Genomic DNA, 21927 nt, shown 5'->3' on the forward strand with positions numbered 1-21927 from the left:
TGGAGCGCTCCTTACCTGTGCAGAGCGACATTTACCCCTAAACTTGAGCTGTTGAGTCAGTCGGTTATTCATGTTACCCGACTCCTGATCGCATGATGGGAAATCTGTTCCAAATGCGACACCTTCGCGCGGCCCCACCCGCCGATGCCGGACCAGTGTGGAGTGCTCCCCGATGCCCGAAGCGACACGGAAAGACAGTCTGGACGCCCTCTTCGAGGCCGTCGCCTTGAAGAGCATGCAGCTTCGGCAAGCGGTCCGCGTCGGCGACGACCGCCTCGTCCGTTTGCTGGACAGGGAACTCGATCCCCTGATCTCGGCGGTGATGGACCATCGTGCCTCCTGCACCCACGAAATATACCAGCAATTGCGCTTCGTCAGTGGCCTTATCCGCGACGACGCGGACGACCGCTCCTGCGTGACGCGCCACGCGGGCGCCCTGTCGGCGCTTCTCGACCGGTATTTCGGCGACGAGGAGAAGCGGCAGGTGAAGGGATCAATCGGGCCGTCGCGAACGACGGCGCTCGACGGAGACGACGACCTTTTCAACGAATCGATTCTCAACACGCTTTCGGAGCAGGTTGCGGTCGTCACCACCGACTATCGCTATCTCTACGCCAACCCCGCCCACGCCTCGATCCTGAAGCGCCGGCAGATCGAAATCGTCGGCCGTCATGTGGCGGAGTTCATGCCCGGCAGCCATTTCGAGGATTTTACCCGCACGCGGCTCGACCGCTGCTTTGCCGGGGAGACGCTGAGCTTCAACTTCTCCTATCGCCCGTGGGGGCGCGACGGATCGGCCTGCTGCACGATGACGCCGTTTTCGGGCAATGACGGCCGGGTGGTTGGTGCGGTGGTGCTCATTCGCCGAAAGCAGGATACCTGCCGCAAGATCGCTGCGTAGGCAGGGGAAACGGAGACGGCGCGGGCATCGCCGCCCGCAGGCTCAGTGCTGGCCTTCCGGAGCCGCATCCGGCGGCAGGTGCGTCAGCAGGCAGTCGCGCTCGAAGGCGATGTGCCGGCGCATGCCTTCGAAGAAACCGCGCAACATGTATCCGACGGCCTCCATGTTGACGACATCGCCCGTGCCGAGCTTCAGCAAGGCATCCGTGAGTTCCTCGGCGAAGCATTCGTCCTCGCAGTGCTCAAACTTCAATCGCTCGATGGTTTCGCGAAGCTGAGGGCCTCGTTGTGATTCGATCCACGGAAACAGCACCGTCTCCTCGTATTCGTGGATGTTCTGGACGAGGGGTCCAAGCATCTTCGCGGCGTAGAGGCACTTCTGGCGGTCGACATTGGAGGGGAGGGAGTCGGCGATCTCCTCAAGCTCGTTGCAGAGAGCGAGTTGCTCGTCATGAGCCCGGCGCAGCCACGCAAGCGTCCGCTGATTGTCGTTGAGTGGTGCGGACGAAACCGGCGATCCCGACGTGGTTTCGGATCCCGTTCCGTTGGTTTTTGCTTTCATCACCGTCATCTCCGGTACCTCGTCGGCGCAATCGGGTCGCAGACTGCCCCTCGTTCCCCGCGCCCGCGAGGTCCAAGCGGGCCTTCTCGTGCTTGCCGAGCGGCCCTGCGGCATCATTTCGGGGTGGCTGCGACAATATTCACTTTTCCCTTAAGCGCCATTTTCCTGCATTGATTTAAATCAAGGTGCCTTGAGGCACTCGATGTCAATTCTGCACACAGCGCAGGAGGATTCTCCGCCCTATCAGGGGTCGTCCTGCGGTTGATCAGCAAGCCGTTGGGGGTTCCAACAATGAATTACACACTAGAAACTATGGTGATGGCGGTGCTCGCCTTCGCCGCGCTGCTCGGGGTGGCTTTCGCCCAGGACAGCCTGTTCGCTGTCCACATGACGGTGGCCTTCATCGTGCTGCTCGGCGGTACGGTCGTCATGCTGCGCCAGATGAAGTTCGCACCCGCGAACGCAAAGTCCGCCGCGCAGGTTAAATCCGAATATTTCGACGAGGTCGTGAAATACGGCGTCATCGCGACCGTCTTCTGGGGAGTCGTCGGCTTTCTCGTCGGCGTGGTCGTCGCCTTGCAGCTCGCATTTCCGGACCTGAACATTGAACCCTGGTTCAATTTCGGCCGCATGCGTCCGCTGCATACGTCGGCGGTCATCTTCGCCTTCGGCGGCAACGCTCTGATCGCAAGCTCCTTCTATGTCGTCCAGCGGACCTCGCGCCAGCGTCTTTTCGGCGGCTCGCTCGGCTGGTTCGTCTTCTGGGGCTATCAGCTCTTCATCGTGATGGCCGCGACGGGTTACCTGCTCGGCATCACCGAAGGACGCGAATACGCGGAACCGGAATGGTACGTCGACCTCTGGCTCACCGTCGTCTGGGTCGCTTATCTACTGGCCTTCCTCGGCACGATCATGACCCGCAAGGAATCGCACATCTACGTGGCGAACTGGTTCTACCTGTCGTTCATCGTGACGATCGCGATGCTGCACATCGTCAACAACCTCGCGGTTCCGGTGTCCTTCCTCGGCGTCAAGAGCTACTCGGCCTTCTCGGGCGTCCAGGATGCCCTGACCCAGTGGTGGTACGGCCATAACGCCGTGGGCTTCTTCCTGACCGCCGGCTTCCTCGGCATGATGTACTACTTCGTTCCGAAGCAGGCCGGTCGCCCGGTCTATTCGTACCGCCTGTCGATCATCCACTTCTGGGCTCTGATCTTCCTCTACATCTGGGCCGGCCCGCACCACCTGCACTACACCGCTCTGCCAGACTGGGCACAGACGCTCGGCATGGTGTTCTCGATCATGCTGTGGATGCCCTCGTGGGGCGGCATGATCAACGGTCTGATGACGCTCTCGGGCGCATGGGACAAGATCCGCACCGATCCGATCATCCGCATGATGGTCATCGCTATCGCCTTCTACGGTATGTCGACCTTCGAAGGCCCGATGATGTCGATCAAGGCGGTCAACTCGCTCAGCCACTACACCGACTGGACCATTGGTCACGTACACTCGGGTGCCCTCGGCTGGGTCGGCATGATCTCCTTCGGTATGGTCTACTACCTGACGCCGAAGCTGTGGAACCGCAACCGCCTCTACTCGCTGCGGCTCGTCAACTGGCACTTCTGGCTCGCCACGCTCGGCATCGTTCTCTACGCCGCCGTCATGTGGGTCGCCGGCATCCAGCAGGGCCTGATGTGGCGCGAATACGATGCGCAGGGCTTCCTGGTCTACTCGTTCGCCGAGTCGGTCGCCGCCATGTTCCCCTACTACGTACTGCGCGCCGTCGGCGGTGCGATGTACCTCCTCGGCGGTATCATCATGGCCTACAACGTCGTGATGACCATCCTCGGCTACGAACGGCAGGAAGCACCGATCCCCGGTTCGGTCGTCCCCGCCGCTGTCCAGCCGGCTGAATAAGAAGGAAGGCTCTCATGTCTATTCTTGATAAACACCAAGTCCTCGAGAAGAACGCGAGCCTTCTCCTCGTCGCATCGCTGCTGGTCGTGACCGTCGGGGGCATCGTCGAGATCGTTCCGCTCTTCTACCTCGAGAACACCATCGAGAAGGTAGAGGGAATGCGGCCGTACTCGCCGCTCGAACTCGCCGGTCGCAACATCTACATCCGTGAAGGCTGCTATGTCTGTCACAGCCAGATGATCCGTCCGTTCCGCGACGAAGTGGAACGCTACGGTCACTATTCGCTGGCCGCGGAGTCGATGTACGACCATCCGTTCCAGTGGGGATCGAAGCGCACCGGGCCCGACCTGGCGCGCGTCGGCGACCGCTATTCGAACGAATGGCACGTCCAGCACCTGAATGAGCCCCGGGACGTCGTTCCGGAATCGGTGATGCCGAGCTACTCGTTCTTGAAGACGACGCCGCTCAAGGTCGCGAACGTCACCGCGAACCTCGAGACCAGCAAGGTCGTGGGCGTCCCCTATACGGACGACATGATTGCGAATGCGGATGCGGATCTCGCCGCCCAGGCCGATCCGAATGCAGACACCTCGGGACTGCTGGCGCGCTATCCCAAGGCCAAGGTGGGTGATTTCGACGGCGATCCGGCCCAGCTGACAGAGATGGATGCACTCGTTGCCTATCTCCAGATGCTCGGCACGCTGGTGGACTTCACCACCTATGACGACGCGACCGGATATCGTTGAGGAGGGGCACATGGAAACCTACACGGCCATGCGCCACTTCGCCGACAGCTGGGGCCTGCTTGGCATGACCCTGTTCTTCGTCGGTGTGATCCTCTTCACCTACCGGCCCGGCGGCAAGAAACTTGCCGACGAGATCGCGCGCATCCCTCTCAAGGAGGACTAAGAGATGTCTGAGAAACATATTGACGAAATCAGTGGCGTCGAAACCACTGGCCATGAGTGGGACGGCATTCGTGAGCTCAACAACCCGCTGCCGCGCTGGTGGGTCTGGTTCTTCTACGCGACCATCGTATGGGCGATCGGCTACACCATCGCCTATCCGGCCTGGCCGCTCCTGAAGGACAACACGAAGGGCATGCTGAACTACACCAACCGTGCAGCGCTGACCGGGGAAATGACGGCGGCGAAGGCGGCACAGGCGGTCTATCTCGACAAGATCGCCGCCTTGCCGCTCGACCAGATCGTCGCCGACAAGGAACTGGCGCAGTTCGCCATGTCCGGTGGTGCGGCGGCCTTCAAGGTCAACTGCGCACCGTGCCACGGCTCGGGTGCCGCGGGTTCGCCCGGCTATCCGAACCTCAACGACAACGACTGGCTGTGGGGCGGCGATCTGGAGACGATCAAGACGACGCTCACTCACGGCATCCGCTATGATGCCGATGCCGACACCCGCGTGTCGGAGATGCCGGCCTTCGCCGACATCCTGCAGCCGGAGCAGATCCAGCAGGTTGCCGCCTATGTCTGGAGCCTGACGAACACGCCGTCGGATCCGGCACTCGCGGACGCCGGCAAGCAGGTGTTCACCGACAGCTGTGCAGCCTGCCACGGTCCCGATGCCAAGGGCCTGCGGGAGTTCGGCGCGCCGAACCTGACCGACGCGATCTGGCTGCGCGCGCAGGGCGAGCAGGGCATCGCCCAGCAGGTCGCCCAGCCGAAGCACGGCGTGATGCCGGCCTGGGGCGCCCGCCTCGGCGACACCACCGTCAAGGAACTTGCCGTCTACGTCCATTCGCTGGGCGGCGGCGAGTAAGCAGTGCCCCCCGGCGGCCGGAAACGGCCGCCGGACCCCGAGAATGCAATCAGGTCCCCTTTTCAGACCACGCCCTGTGCGTGGTCTTTTTTTGAGGGGGAACAGGGCGTCTCACGTCGCCGGCCCGCAGGCCCTCGGGTTCGGGAGTCCCGGGCGCGTGACCTTATGCCGCTGGCAGTGATGTTCACCCTTCGTTGCGGCGCTTCGCCGCCCCTTGATATAAGTCAAGGCGGCCATCCTGGCGAAGTGGGAAAAGGATGACCAGAATACGAGGTCCCCAGTCATGAATCTTCACGTCGACAAGAACAATCCGGCAGCCTCCGACGAGGTCGAACGCCTCGAGGCGGAACCGGTTATGTCCGCCAAGCAGCGGCAGCCGCTCTACAAGGCCCGCAAGAAAATCTTCCCGAAGCGGGCCGAAGGGCGATTCCGGCAGTTCAAGTGGCTCGTCATGCTCGTGACGCTCGGCATCTACTACCTGACGCCGTGGCTCAGATGGGACCGTGGCGAGTTCGCGCCCGACCAGGCCGTGCTGATCGACCTCGCTCACCGCCGCTTCTACTTCTTCTTCATCGAAATCTGGCCGCAGGAGTTCTTCTTCGTGGCGGGGCTTCTCGTCATGGCGGGTTTCGGCCTGTTTCTGTTGACCTCCGCGGTCGGCCGCGCCTGGTGCGGCTACACCTGTCCGCAAACGGTCTGGGTCGACCTCTTCCTCGTCGTCGAGCGGGCGATCGAGGGTGATCGTAACGCGCGCATGAAGTTGGAAACGGCGCCCTGGACCTTCGACAAGATCTGGAAGCGGGTGACGAAGCACGCGATCTGGCTGGCGATTGCGGTCGCGACTGGCGGCGCCTGGATCTTCTACTTCGCCGATGCGCCGATGCTCGCGATGGATTTCATCGAAGGGCAGGCGGCTCCCGTCGCCTACATGACCGTCGCCGTGCTCACCGCCACCACCTATCTCTTCGGCGGCCTGATGCGTGAGCAGGTCTGTGTCTACATGTGTCCCTGGCCGCGAATTCAGGCGGCGATGCTCGACGAGAGCTCGCTGGTCGTCACCTACAACGACTGGCGTGGCGAACCGCGCACCCGGGGCACCAAGAAGGCCGCCGCCGAGGGCAAGGTCGCCGGCGACTGCGTCGATTGCAACGCCTGTGTCGCCGTCTGTCCCATGGGCATCGACATTCGCGACGGGCAGCAGCTCGAATGCATCACCTGCGCGCTCTGCATCGACGCCTGCGATGCGGTGATGGACAAGGTCGGCAGGCCGCGGGGTCTGATTGCCTATGCGACGCTCGAGGAATACCAGTCCAACATGGCGCTTGCGACCGACAACGGCACCACGGAGATTCAGCCGAACCGTGTACGCAACGCCGACGGCAACTTCAGCGACAAGGTCCGCCACTTCAACTGGCGCATCATCTTCCGCCCGCGGACGCTTCTCTACATGGGTGTCTGGACGGCCGTCGGTATCGGGCTTCTCGTTGCGCTGCTCGGCCGTGACCGGCTGGAGATCAACGTGCTGCACGACCGCAATCCGCAATACGTGCTGGAATCCGACGGATCGATCCGCAACGGCTACACCGTTCGCCTCTTGAACATGGTGCCGAAGCCGCGCAACATGGAAGTGACGCTGGACGGCCTGCCGGGAGCGACCATGCGGGTGAACGGCATGTCGGAAGTGGACGTCCGCTCCTTCGTCGTCAACGTCGAGCCCGACGAGGCGACGACACTGAAGGTCTTCGTCACCGTTCCGGCCCACGAGATCGAGTCGAAGGTCGAGGAGTTCCGGTTCAACGTCAGGGACGTCGATAGCAAGGAAGCCGACAGCTACAAGGCTGTGTTCAACGCACCCGGAGAGAAACACAAATGAGCGTGCGTGAAGAAAAGACGGGATTCGTCTTCACGGGCAGGCATATGGCGGGCGTGATGGCGCTGTTCTTCGGAACGATCATCTCGGTCAATATCGTGATGGCCTATTTCGCCTCCTCCACGTGGAGCGGCCTGGTGGTCCCGAACACCTATGTCGCCAGCCAGCAGTTCAACGCCAAGGCGTCGGCGATCCGCGAGATGCTGGCCTCCGGCATCAGGGGCGAACTGGATGTTTCCGGCGAGGCGATCCGCTACCGGTTGACCCTTCCGGTCGACCAGCCAGTCGCGGCCGACAAGGTGACCGCGCACTTCAAGCGTCCGGTCGGCGAGCATCAGGATTTCGTTGCCGAGCTTTCGGCGCTCGGCGGCGGTCTCTACGGCGTAAGCCACGCCGTTCTGCCAGGCGAGTGGATCGTCGAGATAATCGCGGTCAAGGACGGCAAGACAATCATGCATGAGGCGCCGCGCATCGCGCTCGCTGGCGGCAGGATGATCCTGCTCGACGAGCGGCACGAGCACCCCGGTGAGGGAGGCAAGAAATGAGCTGCTGTGCGGCCGGAACCGAAGGGGCACTCGACATCGAGCGGGCGGGCCATGCGTTGCCGACGGCCGAGGAGCTGCGGCTCGCGAGCCGCGACCTCGGTGACGGCCTTCAGCAGATCGACCTCGCGGTGCCCGCCGTTCATTGCGGTGCCTGCATCACGACCATCGAGACTGCCCTACGGAAGCTCCCCGAGGTCGAGCGCGCTCGCGTCAACCTGACGTCGAAGCGCGTATCGATCGTGTGGCGGAAGGAGCAGGGCGGACGGCCGACGGATCCTTCGGTATTGCCACGGGCGATCGCCGCGACCGGCTACGAAGCCCATCTCTTCACGACGGCGGCGGAAGCGTCCGACGAGTTGCGCAACAAGCTGATCCGGGCGGTCGCGCTTTCGGGCTTCGCCGCCGGCAACATCATGCTGCTGTCGGTTTCGATCTGGTCGGGCGCCGACGCCGCGACCCGCGATCTCTTCCACTGGATCTCGGCGATGATTGCCGCGCCCGCGCTGATTATCGCCGGCCGGTTCTTCTATCAGTCCGCCTGGAATGCGCTGAAGCACGGCCGTACCAACATGGACGTGCCGATTGCGCTTGCGATCACGCTCTCCTATGTCGTCTCGCTGTGGGAGACCCTCCATCACGGTGAACATGCCTGGTTCGACGCTACCGTCTCACTGCTCTTCTTCCTCCTGATCGGCCGCACGCTCGACCACGTCATGCGTGACCGGGCGCGTTCGGCGATTACCGGCCTTGCGCGGCTCAGCCCCCGCGGTGCCATGGTGCTCGGCGAGAACGGCTCTCGCGACTACCGGCCCGTCGAGGAGATCCGCGTCGGAGACAGGATCGCGATCGCTGCTGGCGACCGGGTGCCGGTGGACGGCGAGATCGTCGCCGGTTCGAGCGACATGGATGTTTCTATCGTCAACGGCGAGAGCGCACCGCTTGCGGTCACCGCCGGTGACGGCGTGCAGGCGGGAACGCTGAGCCTCACCGGTTCGCTGGTCATCCTCGCGACGGCGACGGCGCGTGATTCCTTTCTCGCCGAAATCATCGGCCTGATGGAAGCCGCCGAAGGGGGCAGGGCGCGTTACCGGCGCATCGCCGATCGTGCCGCGCAGATCTATGCGCCGGCGGTTCACCTTCTCGCGCTTCTGACCTTCCTCGGCTGGGGCGTATTCGGTGGCGACTGGAAGCAGGCGATGCTGATCGCGATCTCCGTCCTGATCATCACCTGCCCGTGCGCGCTCGGCCTTGCCGTTCCCGTGGTGCAGGTCGTCGCGGCCGGGCGTCTTTTCCGCAATGGCATCATGGTCAAGGATGGTTCCGCCATGGAGCGGCTCGCCGAGGTCGATACGATCGCCTTCGACAAGACCGGCACACTGACACTCGGACGTCCGCGCTTCATCAACCGCTCGGAGGTCGATCCGAAGCATCTCGCGCTTGCGGCCAGCCTCGCAGCGCATTCGCGTCACCCGCTCTCGCGCGCGCTCCACGCGGCGGGCGGCAGCCCGTCGACGGAGTTCGACACGGTCCGCGAAATTCCGGGCGCCGGCATCGAGGCGGTGATGCCGGACGGTACCTACCGCCTCGGCAGCCGCACATTTGCCTGCCAGACCATCGACGACCGGGCGGCCGAGAACGACGCGACCTCCGAAGTCGTGCTGTCGCTCGACGGGCGCGAACTCGAGCGCTTCCGCTTCGAGGACACGGTACGCCCGGGCGCGGACGGTGCGATCGGCCGTCTGCTGGCACAGGGCTATTCAGTCGGCATCCTCTCGGGAGACCGAAAAGGCGTGGTCGCCTCGCTTGCGGCCCGTCTCGGCATCGACAACTGGCGCGCTGGCCTTTCTCCGCGTGAGAAGGCGGAACTGTGCGCGGCTGCCGGTGCCAAGGGGCAGAAGCTGCTGATGGTCGGTGACGGCATCAACGACGCACCGGCGCTGGCCGCCGCCCATGTCTCGATCGCGCCGGCGACCGCCGCCGATGTCGGCCGCCAGGCTGCCGATTTTGTCTTCATGCGTGAGAGCCTCGATGCGGTTCCGTTCGCCATCGAGGCGTCCCGCCGGGCAGGCCGGCTGATCCGCGAGAACTTCGCGCTCGCGATCGGCTACAACGCTCTCGCGGTTCCGATCGCGATCCTCGGCTATGCGACGCCGCTGATCGCAGCGATCGCGATGTCGAGTTCCTCGATCATCGTGGTCCTCAACGCGTTGCGGCTCAACCGGCTGGAAATGGCCGCTCAGGTCGCGGTGGATGGAAAGCCGTCTTTTGCCGGTCCGGAGGCTTCGTTCGCGTCATGAACATGTTGATCTACCTGATCCCGATCGCGCTCTTCCTCGGTGGCCTCGGCCTTTTCGCCTTCCTCTGGTCGCTGAAGAGCGGCCAGTACGAGGATCTCGAAGGCGCGTCCTGGCGCGTCCTCGACGACGGCGACGACCGGCCGGCGCGCTGAACGACAGCAGCTCTCCACGCGGCGACCTGCCGGCGGGGCCGGACCGCGCGCGGCAGATGACGGGTTGCCGCCCGTCACGATGAGTGCCACATATGCCTCCACTCGAAACGAAGGAGGCTTGCGCATGCAGACGGCTGAAATCGGCTTGATCGGTCTCGGGGTGATGGGGTCCAACCTCGCCCTCAATATCGCGGAAAAGGGCAACCGGATCGCGGTGTTCAACCGCACGCCTGCACGCACCGGCGAGTTCCTCGATGAGGCGGGCGATCTCGGGGCGAACATCGTCGGTTGCCTGACCACCGAGGAGTTCGTCGCCGCCATCCGTCCTCCGCGCCCGATCATCATCATGATCAAGGCCGGCGATGCCGTCGATGCGCAGATCGATGCGCTGATGCCGCATCTCGGTAACGGCGACATCATGATCGACGCAGGCAACGCCAATTTCCGCGACACAATGGCCCGCTTCGACCGGCTGAAGGATACCGGCTTCACCTTCATCGGCATGGGCGTGTCCGGAGGCGAAGAGGGCGCGCGCCACGGTCCGTCGATCATGGTCGGCGGTACGCCGGACTCCTATGCGCGCGTCGAGAACGTCCTGACCTCCATCGCCGCGAAATACGAAGGCGATCCCTGCTGCGCCTGGCTCGGTCCGAATGGTGCGGGCCACTTCGTCAAGACGATCCACAACGGCATCGAATATGCCGACATGCAGATGATCGCGGAGATCTACGGCATCCTGCGTGACGGTCTTGAAAAACAGGCTCCGGAGATCGCCGGGATCTTCGGCGGCTGGAACCGCGGGCGGCTCAATTCCTACCTGATCGAGATCACCGAGAAGGTGCTGCAGGCGAAGGACACGGTGACGGGTGCTGCGATCGTCGATATGATCCTCGACCGGGCCGGCCAGAAGGGCACCGGCAAATGGTCGGTCATCGAGGCACAGCAGATGGGCGTGCCGGCGACGGCGATCGAGGCGGCGGTCGCCGCCCGCAGCCTCTCGTCGATGAAGGACGAGCGCGTCGCGGCGGAGGCGATCTTCCCCGGCGGGCGCTCGCGCTTCGAGCTGCCGGCCGGGCTCGCGCTCGAAACGGAACTCGAACTGGCGCTCTTCGCCGCCAAGATCGCCGCCTATGCGCAAGGGTTCGCCGTGCTTTCCTCCGCCAGCCGCGCGTACGGCTGGTCGCTGCCGATGCCGACCATCGCGCGGATCTGGCGGGCCGGCTGCATCATCCGCTCGCAGTTCCTCGACGAGATCACCCGTGCCTTCACCGCCAATCCAGAGGCGGCCAACCTGATCGTCACGCCGGCCTTCTCCGCGATGGTGCGCGAGAGCCTGCCGTCGTTGCGCCGGGTCGTCGCAGCCGCCGTCACGGCAGGACTTCCGGTTCCGGCACTCGCCTCGGCGCTCTCCTACTTCGATTCCTACCGGCAGGCGCGGGGAACCGCGAACCTCATCCAGGCGCAGCGTGATTTCTTCGGCGCACACGGCTTCGAGCGCACCGACGGGCTCGACCGGCCGCACGGTCCTTGGGGCAGCGGCGCCTGACGAGCCATCGAAGCGTCGGTGAAGCCCGTTCCGGTCAGTCGGACCAGACCGGCTCGCTCATGCTCTGGAGATGCTCGGGTGCGATGCCGTCGATACGCGCGATCACCGCCTTGGCGAGTTCACGGCCGGCGTGGCGAACGTCTTCGAAGGCCGTGATGATTTCCGGGCGGATCCATTTGAGGATCGGTGCCGATTCCTTCGAAACGAGGTCGATGTCGCGGCCGACGCGCTTTCCCGCCGCCTCGATGCCGGCATTGACGGCGATGGTGGCGCTGCCGGACGAGGAGACGATGCCGTCCGGCGCGTCGTCGGAACGCATCAGGGCCTCGATCGCATCGCGGATGTCCTGCAGCGGCGCGTCGATGTTGAGGCCGAGCGGCACCTCCTTCGCGCCGTGCTCGCGCAGCCCCTTCACGAAGCCGGCCCGGGTGTGCGTGTAATAGGAGAGCTTGCTCGGCGGCTGGAGCAGCGCGATGCGCCTGCGTCCGCGACGGACGAGCCGCTCGACCGCCTGGTGGGCGAAGGCCTCGTTGTCGAAGTCGTGATAGGGGTGGACGAGCCCGGCATCTGTGCGCCCGTGGGTGGCGAACGGCATGTTCTGCTCGGAAAGCAGCCGCACGCGAGCGTCGTCCGGTTCGATCCGCGAGATGATGACGCCGTCCGCCGAGCCGGTATCGAGAATGTAGCGCACCGGCAGCATCGGGTCCTTGCTGTGGGAGTGCGGCGTCACCACGATGTGGTAGGGCGTTCCAGTCAGCACCTCGGATATGCCGAAGACCATCTGGCTCGAAAAGCCCATGATCTCCTCGTCGATGCTGAGCACCAGTGCGATGACGTTGGTCTTGCCGGTGCGCAGGCGCACGCCCGCGCGGTTCGGCTGGTAGCCGAGCTGGCGGGCGACCATGCGGACCCGCTCCTTCGTGTCCGCCCCGATATCCGGCGCATCCTTCAGCGCCCTCGAGATCGTGGTGATGCCCAAGCCCGTCATATAGGCGATGGTCTTCAGTGTCGGCCGTTCGGCTGTCGTGCCGGCCGGCCTGCGGACTTCGATCGCCTTACCCTTTTTCATATGTTCCCCGCCGCTTACGATGATCCGCATTATAGACACCGCCGAAGGCGCTGCAATCAATCCGGATCGGTCATTCAGAACAAGCGTAAGGTCACCAATCTGAAACGTTGCAGTGAATTTGTCGAGTGTTCTGGTGATAAAATTTTGACGGGAACAACCGTCGGTATTTGTCCACCGTGAACGTTGGCCTTTTTGCGCCTGCGAGAGAGAGGCGTAGCGCCGACGGCGTCGAGATATCCCGCAATTGCGCTAAATTTCTGGTCAAAATACAGAAAATTGGCATCGCTGCGGTGCAGCGACCGGACGACAGTTCGGGCGAAAATTCGTTAGCCAAATTCGTCCGTAGGTTGAAAATAGTGTTAAGAAAAGATTGTCGGGTCTTCCCGGTTGCGCGCGCCGAATGTTTCGCTTAGATTTTTTACGGCAACGTTTCAGTGAGGGAGGACACTCATGAATTTTCGTCGTATTGCCATTTTGCTCACCGCCGGCGTGGCGCTGCCGCTCGGGGCAGCTCAGGCGACTGATCTTGAAGTAACGCATTGGTGGACGTCGGGAGGCGAGGCCGCGGCAGTCGCCGAGCTCGCCAAGGCCTTCGATGCGACCGGCAACAAATGGGTCGACGGCGCTATCGCCGGCTCCGGCGGTACTGCCCGGCCGATCATGGTGAGCCGCATCACCGGCGGCGACCCGATGGGCGCCACGCAGTTCAATCACGGCCGACAGGCCGAGGAGCTCGTCCAGTCCGGCCTGATGCGCGACCTCACCGATGTCGCCACCAAGGAGAACTGGAAGGAGATCGTCCGTCCGGCGAGCTTGCTCGACAGCTGCACGATCGACGGCAAGATCTATTGCGCGCCGGTCAACATCCATTCGTGGCAGTGGCTGTGGCTTTCGAACGGTGCCTTCGAGAAGGCAGGCGTTGCAGTTCCGAAAAACTGGGACGAGTACGTCGCTGCCGCCCCGGCGCTCGAGAAGGCCGGCATCATCCCGCTCGCCGTCGGCGGTCAGCCCTGGCAGTCGGCCGGTGCCTTCGACGTGCTGATGGTGGCGATCGCCGGCAAGGACGTGTTCCATAAGGTGTTCAAGGACAAGGATGCCGAGGTAGCCGCCGGTCCCGAGATCGCCAAGGTTTTCAAGGCGGCCGACGATGCGCGCCGCATGTCCAAGGGCTCCAACGTGCAGGACTGGAACCAGGCGACCAATCTGGTGATCACCGGCAAGGCCGGCGGCCAGATCATGGGGGACTGGGCGCAGGGCGAGTTCGCGCTCGCCGGCCAGGTCGCCGGCAAGGATTATACCTGCCTGCCGGGCCTCGGCGTGAACGAGATTATCTCGACGGGCGGCGACGCCTTCTACTTCCCGGTGCTCAAGGATGAGGAGAAGTCCAAGGCGCAGGAGGTGCTGGCCTCGACGCTTCTCAATCCGGCGACGCAGGTTGCCTTCAACCTCAAGAAGGGTTCGCTGCCGGTGCGTGGCGACGTCGATCTCGCGGCCGCCAACGACTGCATGAAGAAGGGCCTCGACATTCTCGCCAAGGGCAACGTGATCGAAGGCACCGACCAGCTCATGTCTCCCGACAGCCAGAAGCAGAAGGAAGACCTGTTCTCCGAGTTCTTCGCCAATCCGTCGATGACGCCGGAAGACGCGCAGAAGCGCTTCGTCGACATCATCGCTTCGGCGGAGTGACCAGCGGTTTCGCCCCCCGGCCGGCGGCTTTCTCCGTCGGCCGGGATATCCTCCTCTCAGGGGAGGAGAGGCGAAGGTGTTCCGGTCGCGGTTACGGACGGTGCAAGCCGGTTCGCAGGACGCCCGATCGCCTTCGATCATGGACGAGGAGGACAGACCCATGACGGGCCAAACGCACGCCGGTCGACCCAACAAGCTCTTGCGCAATCTCAATGCGAAGATTGCTTCCATCCCGATGATACTCGTCGCCGTCGTCATCTTTCTCGGCGGCACGATCTGGACCGTGCTCTATTCGTTCACCAATTCGAAGCTTCTGCCACGGCTGAAATTCGTCGGCATCGAGCAGTACGAACGCCTGTGGGTGGCGCCGCGCTGGCTCGTCTCGATCGAGAATCTCGCGATCTACGGGGTGTTCACGCTGGTCTTCAGCCTGGTGATCGGCTTCGTCCTTGCGGCGCTGATGGACCAGAAGATCAGGTTCGAGAACACGTTCCGAACGATCTTTCTCTATCCTTTCGCGCTCTCCTTCATCGTTACTGGTCTCGTCTGGCAATGGGTGCTGAATCCCGAATACGGTGTCCAGTCGGTGGTGCGCAGCCTCGGATGGACGAGCTTCACCTTCGATCCGCTCTATAATTCCGAGATCGTCATTTACGGCGTCCTGATTGCGGGGCTCTGGCAAGGGACTGGTCTCGTGATGTGCCTGCTGCTCGCCGGCTTGCGCGGCATCGACGAGGACATCTGGAAGGCCGCGCGCGTCGACGGCATTCCGATGTGGAAGACCTACCTCCTCATCGTCATCCCGATGATGCGGCCGGTTTTCATCACCACCCTCGTCATCATCGCGAGCGGCATCGTGCGGGTCTACGACCTCGTCGTCGCGCAGACCAGCGGCGGCCCCGGCATCGCCTCGGAAGTGCCGGCGAAATACGTCTACGACTACATGTTCCAGGCACAGAACCTCGGACAGGGCTTTGCCGCGTCAACGATGATGCTGATCACCGTCTCCATCATCATCATCCCCTGGGCCTATCTCGAATTCGGAGGAAAGAAGCGTGGCTAATCCCGGCTCCCTCAACACGACCGCGGCCGCGCTCGACGCCTCTTCCGCCCGGCTCGGCTCCGAACCGCGTGGCGCCCGGCCCCGGCGGGTCCTCTCGTCGCGCAACATCATCATCTACGGCACGCTCTTCGTCGCTGCCGCTTATTACCTGCTGCCGCTCTACGTGATGGTGATGACCTCGCTCAAGGGCATGCCGGAAATCCGGCTCGGCAACATCTTCTCGCCGCCGGTGGAAATTACCTTCGAGCCGTGGGTGAAAGCGTGGGCGACCGCCTGCACGGGGCTGAACTGCGACGGTCTTTCGCGCGGCTTCTGGAATTCGGTCCGGATCACCGTTCCCTCGACGCTGGTGTCGATCCTGATCGCATCGGTCAACGGCTACGCGCTCGCCAACTGGCGCTTCAAGGGCGCCGACCTCTTCTTCACCATTCTCATCATCGGCGCCTTCATTCCCTATCAGGTGATGATCTATCCGATCGTCATCGTGCTGCGCGAGATGGGCATCTACGGCACGCTGACCGGCCTCGTCATCGTGCACACGATCTTCGGCATGCCGATCCTGACGCTGCTCTTCCGCAACTATTTCACCTCGCTGCCGGAAGAACTCTTCAAGGCGGCGCGCATCGACGGGGCGGGGTTTTGGCAGATCTATTTCCGGATCATGCTGCCGATGTCTCTGCCGATCTTTGTGGTGGCCATGATCCTGCAGGTCACCGGCATCTGGAACGACTTCCTGTTCGGCGTCGTATTCACGCGACCCGAATACTACCCGATGACCGTCCAGCTCAACAACATCGTCAACTCCGTCCAGGGCGTGAAGGAATACAACGTCAACATGGCCGCAACGCTGTTGACCGGCGCGGTTCCGCTCATCGTCTACTTCGTCTCCGGACGCCTCTTCGTCCGGGGCATCGCCGCCGGCGCAGTCAAGGGTTAAGCAAGATGTCGCATTCTGTTTCCATCAAGGATCTGTCTTTGAGCTTCGGCGCCGTGAAGGTGCTCGAAAACCTCGATCTCGATATCCGTGACGGCGAGTTCCTCGTCTTGCTCGGCTCGTCCGGCTGCGGAAAGTCGACGCTTCTCAACTGCATCGCCGGTCTGCTCGAGCCGACCGACGGTCAGATCTTCATCAAGGATCGCAATGTCACCTGGGAGGAGCCGAAGGACCGCGGCATCGGCATGGTGTTCCAGTCCTACGCGCTCTATCCGCAGATGAGCGTGGAAAAGAACCTCTCCTTCGGGCTGCAGGTCGCCAAGGTGCCGAAGCCGGAGATTGAAAAGCGTGTCGCACGCGCCGCCGAGATCCTGCAGATCGGGCCGCTCCTCAAGCGCAAGCCGGCGGAGCTCTCCGGCGGCCAGCGCCAGCGCGTGGCGATCGGCCGTGCGCTGGTGCGCGATGTCGACGTCTTCCTGTTCGACGAACCACTCTCGAACCTCGATGCCAAGCTGCGCTCGGAATTGCGCGTCGAGATCAAGCGGCTGCACCAGTCGCTCAAGAACACGATGATCTACGTCACGCACGACCAGATCGAGGCGCTGACGCTCGCCGACCGCATCGCCATCATGAAGAGCGGCGTCATCCAGCAGCTCGACGACCCGATGACGATCTATAACCGTCCGCGCAATCTCTTCGTCGCCGGCTTCATCGGCTCGCCGTCGATGAACTTCATCCGCGGTGAAATCGCCGAACGCGGTGGGCGTCGCGTGTTCCACACCGACGGAGTCGACTTCTCGCTCGACGGTTATGACGCGAAAGGCACGCTCGTCCCCGGCCGCAAGGTCGTCCTCGGCGTGCGTCCCGAACATGTCCTCGTCGACGAGGACATCGTCGGTTCGGATGAAATCCACGAGGCGGTGGTGGATATCGAGGAGCCGATGGGCGCGGACAATCTCCTCTGGCTCAAGCACGCGGGTCATGTGCTCGGCGTTCGCACCGCCGGCACACGCCGCTACCGCCCGGGCACGAAGGTGCGCCTCGGCTTCGACATGGCCGTCGCCTCGCTCTTCGACGCAACGACGGAGGACCGGATTTGATGGACGCAGGCAGTGCGGCGCTCCTGCCTCCGACATGGATGATCTGGATTGACCCATGATGAATGCTTCCGACACACAGACCACGATCGATCTCTCCGGCGAGTGGCAACTCTCCTCGCGCGACGGTGAGCACCGTTGCGCGATCCTGTTGCCGGGCGACGTGCATTCGGCCCTGCAGGTGGCCGGCATCATTCCGGACCCGTATATCGGCCGCAACGAGGAGCGCGTGCAGTGGGTCGCCGGGCGCGACTGGGTGCTGGAAAGGACCTTTTTTCTCGATCATGCCGACGGCTGCTTCTATCTTGACCTCGACTACGTCGACACGGTCGCCGTGGTCTTCGTCAACGACATCCCCGTGCTTTCCTCGGACAACTGCTTCCGTCGCTACCGGCCGGACGTGTCGGAGGCGCTGGAGCCCGGCGAGAACCGTATCCGCATCCTCTTGCATTCGTCGGTCGCGGCGGGCGCCGATCGGCAGGCCCGCCAGCCTTTCTACGTTCCCTATTCGACCGCCAACTCGCCGATCCCCAACGGCAACATGTTGCGCAAGCCGCAATGCCATTTCGGCTGGGACTGGAACATCGCGCTGGCGCCGCTCGGCCTCTACGGGACAGTTGCGCTGAAGGCGCTTGATCCGGCGCGCGTCGAACATCTCGCCACCCGCCAGGTGCACAACGAGGACGGCAGCGTCGATCTCCACATCACACTGACGCTTTATGCCGTCGAGCCGGCCGTCGTGCCGGTGCATTTCGATCTCGACGGCGAGCGGGTGCTGCTCGACTGCGGCATCGACGCCGGCGAAACGACGATCCCGCACGTCTTCCATATCGAGACGCCGCGGTTCTGGTGGCCGGCGGGCAGCGGCGAACAGGCGCTCTACCGCCTGACCGTCGAAATCCCCGGCGAGACGGTGACACGACAGATCGGGTTGAGGACCGTCGAACTCGTCACCGATGCCGACGAGACGGGCAGTCGCTTCGCCTTCCGCATCAACGGCCGGGAAATCTTCTGCCGCGGCGCGAACTCGATTCCGGCGGATGCGCTCTTTTCCCGGGCATCACGGGAGAAGACCGAGGACCTCTTACGCTCGGCGGTCGAGGCCAACATGAACATGATCCGCGTCTGGGGCGGCGGGTTCTACGAGCACGACTGGTTTTATGATCTCTGCGACCGGCTCGGCTTGATGGTCTGGCAGGACTTCATGTTCGCCTGCAATCTCTATCCCTGCACGGAGGATTTTCTCGCGAACGTCGCCGAGGAGGTGGACTACCAGGTCAAGCGCCTGTCCTCGCATGCTTCCATCGTGGTCTGGTGCGGCGACAACGAACTCGTCGGCGCGCTCACCTGGTTCCCGGAATCGCGCAACAATCGCGACCGCTATCTCGTCGCCTACGACCGTCTCAACCGCACGATCGAGCAGGGCTTGAAGAAGGCGGCGCCGGAGGCGGTCTGGTGGCCGTCGAGCCCGGCTTCGGGCTATCTCGACTACGGCGATGCCTGGCATGCCGACGGCTCGGGCGACATGCATTACTGGTCGGTCTGGCACGAGAACAAGAGCTTCGACAATTACCGCAGCGTCAAACCTCGCTTCTGCTCGGAATTCGGCTTCCAGTCCTACACCTCGCTGCCGGTCATCCGAGGCTTCGCCGAGGCGAAGGACATGAACATCGCCTCGCCGGTGATCGAGCTGCATCAGAAGAATGCCGGCGGCAACGAGCGGATCGCGGGCACGATGTTCCGCTATTTCCGTTTCCCGAAGGATTTTCCCAATTTCGTCTATCTCTCGCAGATCCAGCAGGGGCTGGCGATTAGGACGGCCGTCGACTACTGGCGGTCGCTGAAGCCCCATTGCATGGGCACCCTCTACTGGCAGCTCAACGACACCTGGCCGGTCGCCTCCTGGGCGAGCCTCGATTACGGTGGCGGCTGGAAGGCGATGCATTACATGGCCCGGCGTTTCTTCCAGCCGGTCACAGTCGCGGCGATCCCGTCGGAAGACGGGAAGGAGGTCCGCTTTTCGATGGTCAACGACACGCCGGAGCCGGCGGTGGTCGACATGAACCTCTTCGCGGTGACGCTCGGTGGCGAGAAGATCCCCCTGCGGATGGCGAGCGGTACGTGCCCGCCGGACAGGGCGGAAACCCTGCTGATCTTTGCCGCTGACGACATTCCGCCCGACTCTATCCTCGCCTGGAGCTTCATCGCCAACGGTACGAGCGGTGAGGGCCATTATGTCCACGGCACCTACAAGACACTCGAACTTGCGCCTTCGGGGCTGACGCTGAAGGCGGCACCGAGGCAGGGCGGCATAATCGAAATGACCGTCACCGCGCGCGGCCTCGCGCTCTTCGTGATGATCGAGTGCGATGTCGCCGGCCGCTATTCCGACAACGCCTTCGACCTTGCCGCCGGCGAGAGCCGCGTCGTGACCTTCACGCCGGCCGCGCCGCTCGCGCCGGGAACCGTGCCGGACTTTACCCTCTACGACCTCTATTCCTGCCAGGCAGCGACCTGATCCTTCTGCGGCCTGCCGACCAAGACCCCCGGGGCACCACCCGAACCCTACGAGGAGAAGACGTAATGACGAGACTCGGCTTCCAGCTCTACAGCGCCCGCAATTTCCAGCCCTTTTCCGAGGTCTTTCCGAAGCTCTCCGCCGCCGGCTACAAGGAGGTCGAGGGCTACGGCGCCATGTACGCCTTGCTCGACGATGCCGGCGTTGCGGCGCTGCGGGCCGATCTCGACCGCAACGGGCTTGCCATGCCGACCGCCCATTTCGGGCTCGACATGCTGGAGGGGGACCCGAAGCGCGTTCTCAAAATCGCCGAGACGCTCGGCATCGAGGCGATCTACTGCCCCTATCTGATGCCGGACAAGCGCCCGACGGACGCGCGCGGCTGGTTCGCCTTCGGCCAGCGGCTGCAGGAGGCCGGCAAGCCGGTTCGCGAGGCGGGCCTCGTCTTCGGCTGGCACAACCACGACTTCGAATTCGCCACCCTCGATGACGGCTCGACACCGCAGGAGCAGATCTTCGCCGGTGGCCCGGACCTCTCCTGGGAGGCCGACATCGCGTGGGTGATCCGCGGCGCCGCTGATCCGCTGGCGTGGATCGAAAGCTACGGCAAGCGCATCAGCGCCGTCCACGTCAAGGACATCGCGCCGGCGGGGCAGAACGCCGACGAGGACGGCTGGGCGGATGTCGGCCACGGTACCGTCGACTGGAAGGGCATTGTCGGTGCCCTGAAAGCGCATCCGGTCCGGCACTTTATCGTCGAGCACGATAATCCCAACGACCTCGACCGGCTGATCACCCGGTCGATCGCCTCCTTCAACAGCTACTGATCATCACAGAAACATTCGGAACGTCCCCATGACACGCGAACTCGGCGTCGGCATCATCGGATGCGGCAATATCTCCACGACCTATTTTTCCCTTGCCCCCCTCTTCAAGGGGCTGAAGGTGCTCGCTTGCACCGACCTCAACATGAACGCCGCCGAGCTTCGGGCGGAGGAATACGGCGTCAAGGCACAAACGGTCGACGAACTGCTCGCCAATGACGAGCTCGACATCATCGTCAACCTCACCATTCCCGACGCGCATTACGCCGTCTCGAAACGCATCCTCGAGGCCGGCAAGCACGTCTATTCGGAAAAGCCGCTGGTGCTGAGCCTCGAAGCCGGCGAGGATCTGCGCCGGATCGCGAAGGACAAGAAGCTCAGCGTCGGCTGTGCGCCGGATACCTTCCTCGGCGGTTCCCATCAGCTTGCCCGCAAATACATCGACGAGGGCGGGATCGGCCGCATCACCTCCGGCACCTGCCACGTGATGAGCCCGGGCATGGAGATGTGGCACCCCAATCCGGACTTCTTCTTCCTGCCCGGCGGCGGCCCGGTGCTCGACCTCGGCCCGTACTACATCGCCAACCTCATCAACCTCATCGGTCCGGTGAAACGGGTGGCCGCGCTCACCTCCATGGCGTCGGAGACGCGCACCATCACCAGCCAGCCGCGCGCCGGCGAGGTGATCCCGGTCCGCACGCCGACCAACATCCACGCGCTCCTCGAATTCGAGAACGGCGCGACGGTCACGCTGTCGGCGAGCTGGGATGTCTGGTCGCATCGCCACGGCAATATGGAGCTCTACGGTACCGACGGCTCGCTCTTCGTGCCGGACCCGAATTTCTTCGGCGGCGCGGTGGAGGCGAGCGGCCGCAACAAGGAGATCAAGCCGCTGGAAGGCTGGGATCATCCCTTCGGCATCGACAACCAGGAACATGCGAACGGCCCGCGCGCCAATTACCGCACGGCCGGCCTCGCCGACATGGCGGTCGCGATCCTCGAAGGCCGCGACGCCCGCTGCTCGCTCGACCGCGCGCTCCACGGCGTCGATGTGATGACGTCCATCCTGCAGTCGGGTGCGGAGGGCCGCTTCGTCGATCTTTCCACCACCTGCACGCAACCGCAGGCGCTCGGCATAGACGAGGCGCTGGCGCTGCTTCGCTGATTC

19 protein-coding genes are annotated in these 21927 nt (G+C 63.6%); 17 read left to right on the plus strand and 2 right to left on the minus strand.

Annotated elements, in window-relative coordinates:
* Nucleotides 1-172: 172 nt before the first annotated feature.
* Nucleotides 173-901 (plus strand): PAS domain-containing protein, encoded by a 729-nt coding sequence (locus EUU22_RS15100; RefSeq protein WP_129332778.1) that lies wholly within the window; start codon nucleotides 173-175, stop codon nucleotides 899-901.
* 42 nt (nucleotides 902-943) lie between these two features.
* On the opposite strand, the gene EUU22_RS15105 is transcribed toward EUU22_RS15100, so the two are convergent.
* Complete coding sequence (locus tag EUU22_RS15105; protein ID WP_245485054.1) at nucleotides 944-1462, minus strand: hemerythrin domain-containing protein; 519 nt, start codon at nucleotides 1460-1462, stop codon at nucleotides 944-946.
* Nucleotides 1463-1753: 291 nt separating this feature from the next.
* On the opposite strand from EUU22_RS15105, the gene ccoN reads away from it, so the two are divergent.
* The 9 genes from ccoN (at nucleotide 1754) to gnd (ending at nucleotide 11568) form a co-directional block, all read left to right on the plus strand.
* A complete protein-coding gene (gene ccoN, locus EUU22_RS15110) occupies nucleotides 1754-3382 on the plus strand; it encodes a cytochrome-c oxidase, cbb3-type subunit I (protein WP_129332780.1) in 1629 nt (542 codons plus the stop codon).
* 14 nt (nucleotides 3383-3396) lie between these two features.
* Nucleotides 3397-4128, plus strand: coding sequence for a cytochrome-c oxidase, cbb3-type subunit II (ccoO, locus tag EUU22_RS15115; protein ID WP_129332781.1), 732 nt, complete (start codon nucleotides 3397-3399; stop codon nucleotides 4126-4128).
* Nucleotides 4129-4138: 10 nt separating this feature from the next.
* Nucleotides 4139-4291: a cbb3-type cytochrome c oxidase subunit 3 gene (locus tag EUU22_RS15120; protein ID WP_112684844.1), complete on the plus strand. Its 153-nt coding sequence runs from the start codon at nucleotides 4139-4141 to the stop codon at nucleotides 4289-4291.
* Nucleotides 4292-4294: 3 nt separating this feature from the next.
* Complete coding sequence (gene ccoP / locus EUU22_RS15125; protein ID WP_129332782.1) at nucleotides 4295-5158, plus strand: cytochrome-c oxidase, cbb3-type subunit III; 864 nt, start codon at nucleotides 4295-4297, stop codon at nucleotides 5156-5158.
* A gap of 283 nt (nucleotides 5159-5441) precedes the next feature.
* Nucleotides 5442-7031: a cytochrome c oxidase accessory protein CcoG gene (ccoG, locus tag EUU22_RS15130; RefSeq protein ID WP_129332783.1), complete on the plus strand. Its 1590-nt coding sequence runs from the start codon at nucleotides 5442-5444 to the stop codon at nucleotides 7029-7031.
* Nucleotides 7028-7573, plus strand: coding sequence for a FixH family protein (locus EUU22_RS15135; RefSeq protein WP_129332784.1), 546 nt, complete (start codon nucleotides 7028-7030; stop codon nucleotides 7571-7573). The genes ccoG and EUU22_RS15135 overlap by 4 nt, the downstream gene beginning before the upstream one ends.
* A complete protein-coding gene (locus EUU22_RS15140; protein ID WP_129332785.1) occupies nucleotides 7570-9870 on the plus strand; it encodes a cation-translocating P-type ATPase in 2301 nt (766 codons plus the stop codon). The genes EUU22_RS15135 and EUU22_RS15140 overlap by 4 nt, the downstream gene beginning before the upstream one ends.
* The gene (gene ccoS, locus EUU22_RS15145; protein ID WP_129332786.1) at nucleotides 9867-10022 is read left to right on the plus strand and encodes a cbb3-type cytochrome oxidase assembly protein CcoS; all 156 of its coding nucleotides are present in this window, start codon (nucleotides 9867-9869) and stop codon (nucleotides 10020-10022) included. Before EUU22_RS15140 ends, ccoS begins: the two co-directional genes overlap by 4 nt.
* Nucleotides 10023-10146: 124 nt before the next feature.
* Entirely contained in the window at nucleotides 10147-11568 is a 1422-nt protein-coding gene (gene gnd, locus EUU22_RS15150) for an NADP-dependent phosphogluconate dehydrogenase (protein WP_129332787.1), read from the plus strand.
* A 34-nt stretch (nucleotides 11569-11602) separates the two neighbouring features.
* Here the strand turns inward: gnd and EUU22_RS15155 are convergent, their stop codons facing one another.
* Nucleotides 11603-12637, minus strand: coding sequence for a LacI family transcriptional regulator (locus tag EUU22_RS15155; RefSeq protein WP_129332788.1), 1035 nt, complete (start codon nucleotides 12635-12637; stop codon nucleotides 11603-11605).
* Between the two features lie 450 nt (nucleotides 12638-13087).
* On the opposite strand from EUU22_RS15155, the gene EUU22_RS15160 reads away from it, so the two are divergent.
* The 7 genes from EUU22_RS15160 (at nucleotide 13088) to EUU22_RS15190 (ending at nucleotide 21924) form a co-directional block, all read left to right on the plus strand.
* Nucleotides 13088-14323, plus strand: a complete 1236-nt coding sequence (locus EUU22_RS15160; RefSeq protein WP_129332789.1) for an ABC transporter substrate-binding protein — start codon at nucleotides 13088-13090, stop codon at nucleotides 14321-14323.
* Nucleotides 14324-14483: 160 nt separating this feature from the next.
* Nucleotides 14484-15386, plus strand: a complete 903-nt coding sequence (locus EUU22_RS15165; protein WP_129332790.1) for a carbohydrate ABC transporter permease — start codon at nucleotides 14484-14486, stop codon at nucleotides 15384-15386.
* On the plus strand, nucleotides 15379-16323 hold the full coding sequence (locus tag EUU22_RS15170) for a carbohydrate ABC transporter permease (protein ID WP_129332791.1): 945 nt from the start codon (nucleotides 15379-15381) through the stop codon (nucleotides 16321-16323). Before EUU22_RS15165 ends, EUU22_RS15170 begins: the two co-directional genes overlap by 8 nt.
* 5 nt (nucleotides 16324-16328) lie before the next feature.
* Nucleotides 16329-17420, plus strand: a complete 1092-nt coding sequence (locus EUU22_RS15175; protein ID WP_129332792.1) for an ABC transporter ATP-binding protein — start codon at nucleotides 16329-16331, stop codon at nucleotides 17418-17420.
* Between the two features lie 55 nt (nucleotides 17421-17475).
* The gene (locus EUU22_RS15180) at nucleotides 17476-19935 is read left to right on the plus strand and encodes a beta-mannosidase (RefSeq protein ID WP_245485056.1); all 2460 of its coding nucleotides are present in this window, start codon (nucleotides 17476-17478) and stop codon (nucleotides 19933-19935) included.
* Between the two features lie 65 nt (nucleotides 19936-20000).
* Nucleotides 20001-20762, plus strand: coding sequence for a sugar phosphate isomerase/epimerase family protein (locus EUU22_RS15185; protein ID WP_129332793.1), 762 nt, complete (start codon nucleotides 20001-20003; stop codon nucleotides 20760-20762).
* Nucleotides 20763-20790: 28 nt separating this feature from the next.
* Nucleotides 20791-21924, plus strand: coding sequence for a Gfo/Idh/MocA family protein (locus EUU22_RS15190; protein ID WP_129332794.1), 1134 nt, complete (start codon nucleotides 20791-20793; stop codon nucleotides 21922-21924).
* Nucleotides 21925-21927 lie beyond the last annotated feature (3 nt).

This window comes from Ciceribacter ferrooxidans (assembly GCF_004137355.1).
In the GTDB taxonomy this organism is placed as follows: Bacteria; Pseudomonadota; Alphaproteobacteria; order Rhizobiales; family Rhizobiaceae; genus Allorhizobium; species Allorhizobium ferrooxidans.

Excerpts from the sequence above, each read along its gene's own strand:
- EUU22_RS15100 (WP_129332778.1), top strand. The coding sequence starts at position 173 with ATGCCCGAAGCGACACGGAAAGACAGTCTGGACGCCCTCTTCGAGGCC.
- EUU22_RS15185 (WP_129332793.1), top strand. The coding sequence starts at position 20,001 with ATGACGAGACTCGGCTTCCAGCTCTACAGCGCCCGCAATTTCCAGCCC.
- ccoP (WP_129332782.1), top strand. The coding sequence starts at position 4,295 with ATGTCTGAGAAACATATTGACGAAATCAGTGGCGTCGAAACCACTGGC.
- EUU22_RS15180 (WP_245485056.1), top strand. The coding sequence starts at position 17,476 with ATGATGAATGCTTCCGACACACAGACCACGATCGATCTCTCCGGCGAG.
- ccoS (WP_129332786.1), top strand. The coding sequence starts at position 9,867 with ATGAACATGTTGATCTACCTGATCCCGATCGCGCTCTTCCTCGGTGGC.
- ccoN (WP_129332780.1), top strand. The coding sequence starts at position 1,754 with ATGAATTACACACTAGAAACTATGGTGATGGCGGTGCTCGCCTTCGCC.
- EUU22_RS15160 (WP_129332789.1), top strand. The coding sequence starts at position 13,088 with ATGAATTTTCGTCGTATTGCCATTTTGCTCACCGCCGGCGTGGCGCTG.
- EUU22_RS15140 (WP_129332785.1), top strand. The coding sequence starts at position 7,570 with ATGAGCTGCTGTGCGGCCGGAACCGAAGGGGCACTCGACATCGAGCGG.
- ccoO (WP_129332781.1), top strand. The coding sequence starts at position 3,397 with ATGTCTATTCTTGATAAACACCAAGTCCTCGAGAAGAACGCGAGCCTT.
- gnd (WP_129332787.1), top strand. The coding sequence starts at position 10,147 with ATGCAGACGGCTGAAATCGGCTTGATCGGTCTCGGGGTGATGGGGTCC.
- EUU22_RS15135 (WP_129332784.1), top strand. The coding sequence starts at position 7,028 with ATGAGCGTGCGTGAAGAAAAGACGGGATTCGTCTTCACGGGCAGGCAT.
- EUU22_RS15190 (WP_129332794.1), top strand. The coding sequence starts at position 20,791 with ATGACACGCGAACTCGGCGTCGGCATCATCGGATGCGGCAATATCTCC.
- EUU22_RS15155 (WP_129332788.1), bottom strand. The coding sequence starts at position 12,637 with ATGAAAAAGGGTAAGGCGATCGAAGTCCGCAGGCCGGCCGGCACGACA.
- ccoG (WP_129332783.1), top strand. The coding sequence starts at position 5,442 with ATGAATCTTCACGTCGACAAGAACAATCCGGCAGCCTCCGACGAGGTC.
- EUU22_RS15120 (WP_112684844.1), top strand. The coding sequence starts at position 4,139 with ATGGAAACCTACACGGCCATGCGCCACTTCGCCGACAGCTGGGGCCTG.
- EUU22_RS15165 (WP_129332790.1), top strand. The coding sequence starts at position 14,484 with ATGACGGGCCAAACGCACGCCGGTCGACCCAACAAGCTCTTGCGCAAT.
- EUU22_RS15105 (WP_245485054.1), bottom strand. The coding sequence starts at position 1,462 with ATGAAAGCAAAAACCAACGGAACGGGATCCGAAACCACGTCGGGATCG.
- EUU22_RS15175 (WP_129332792.1), top strand. The coding sequence starts at position 16,329 with ATGTCGCATTCTGTTTCCATCAAGGATCTGTCTTTGAGCTTCGGCGCC.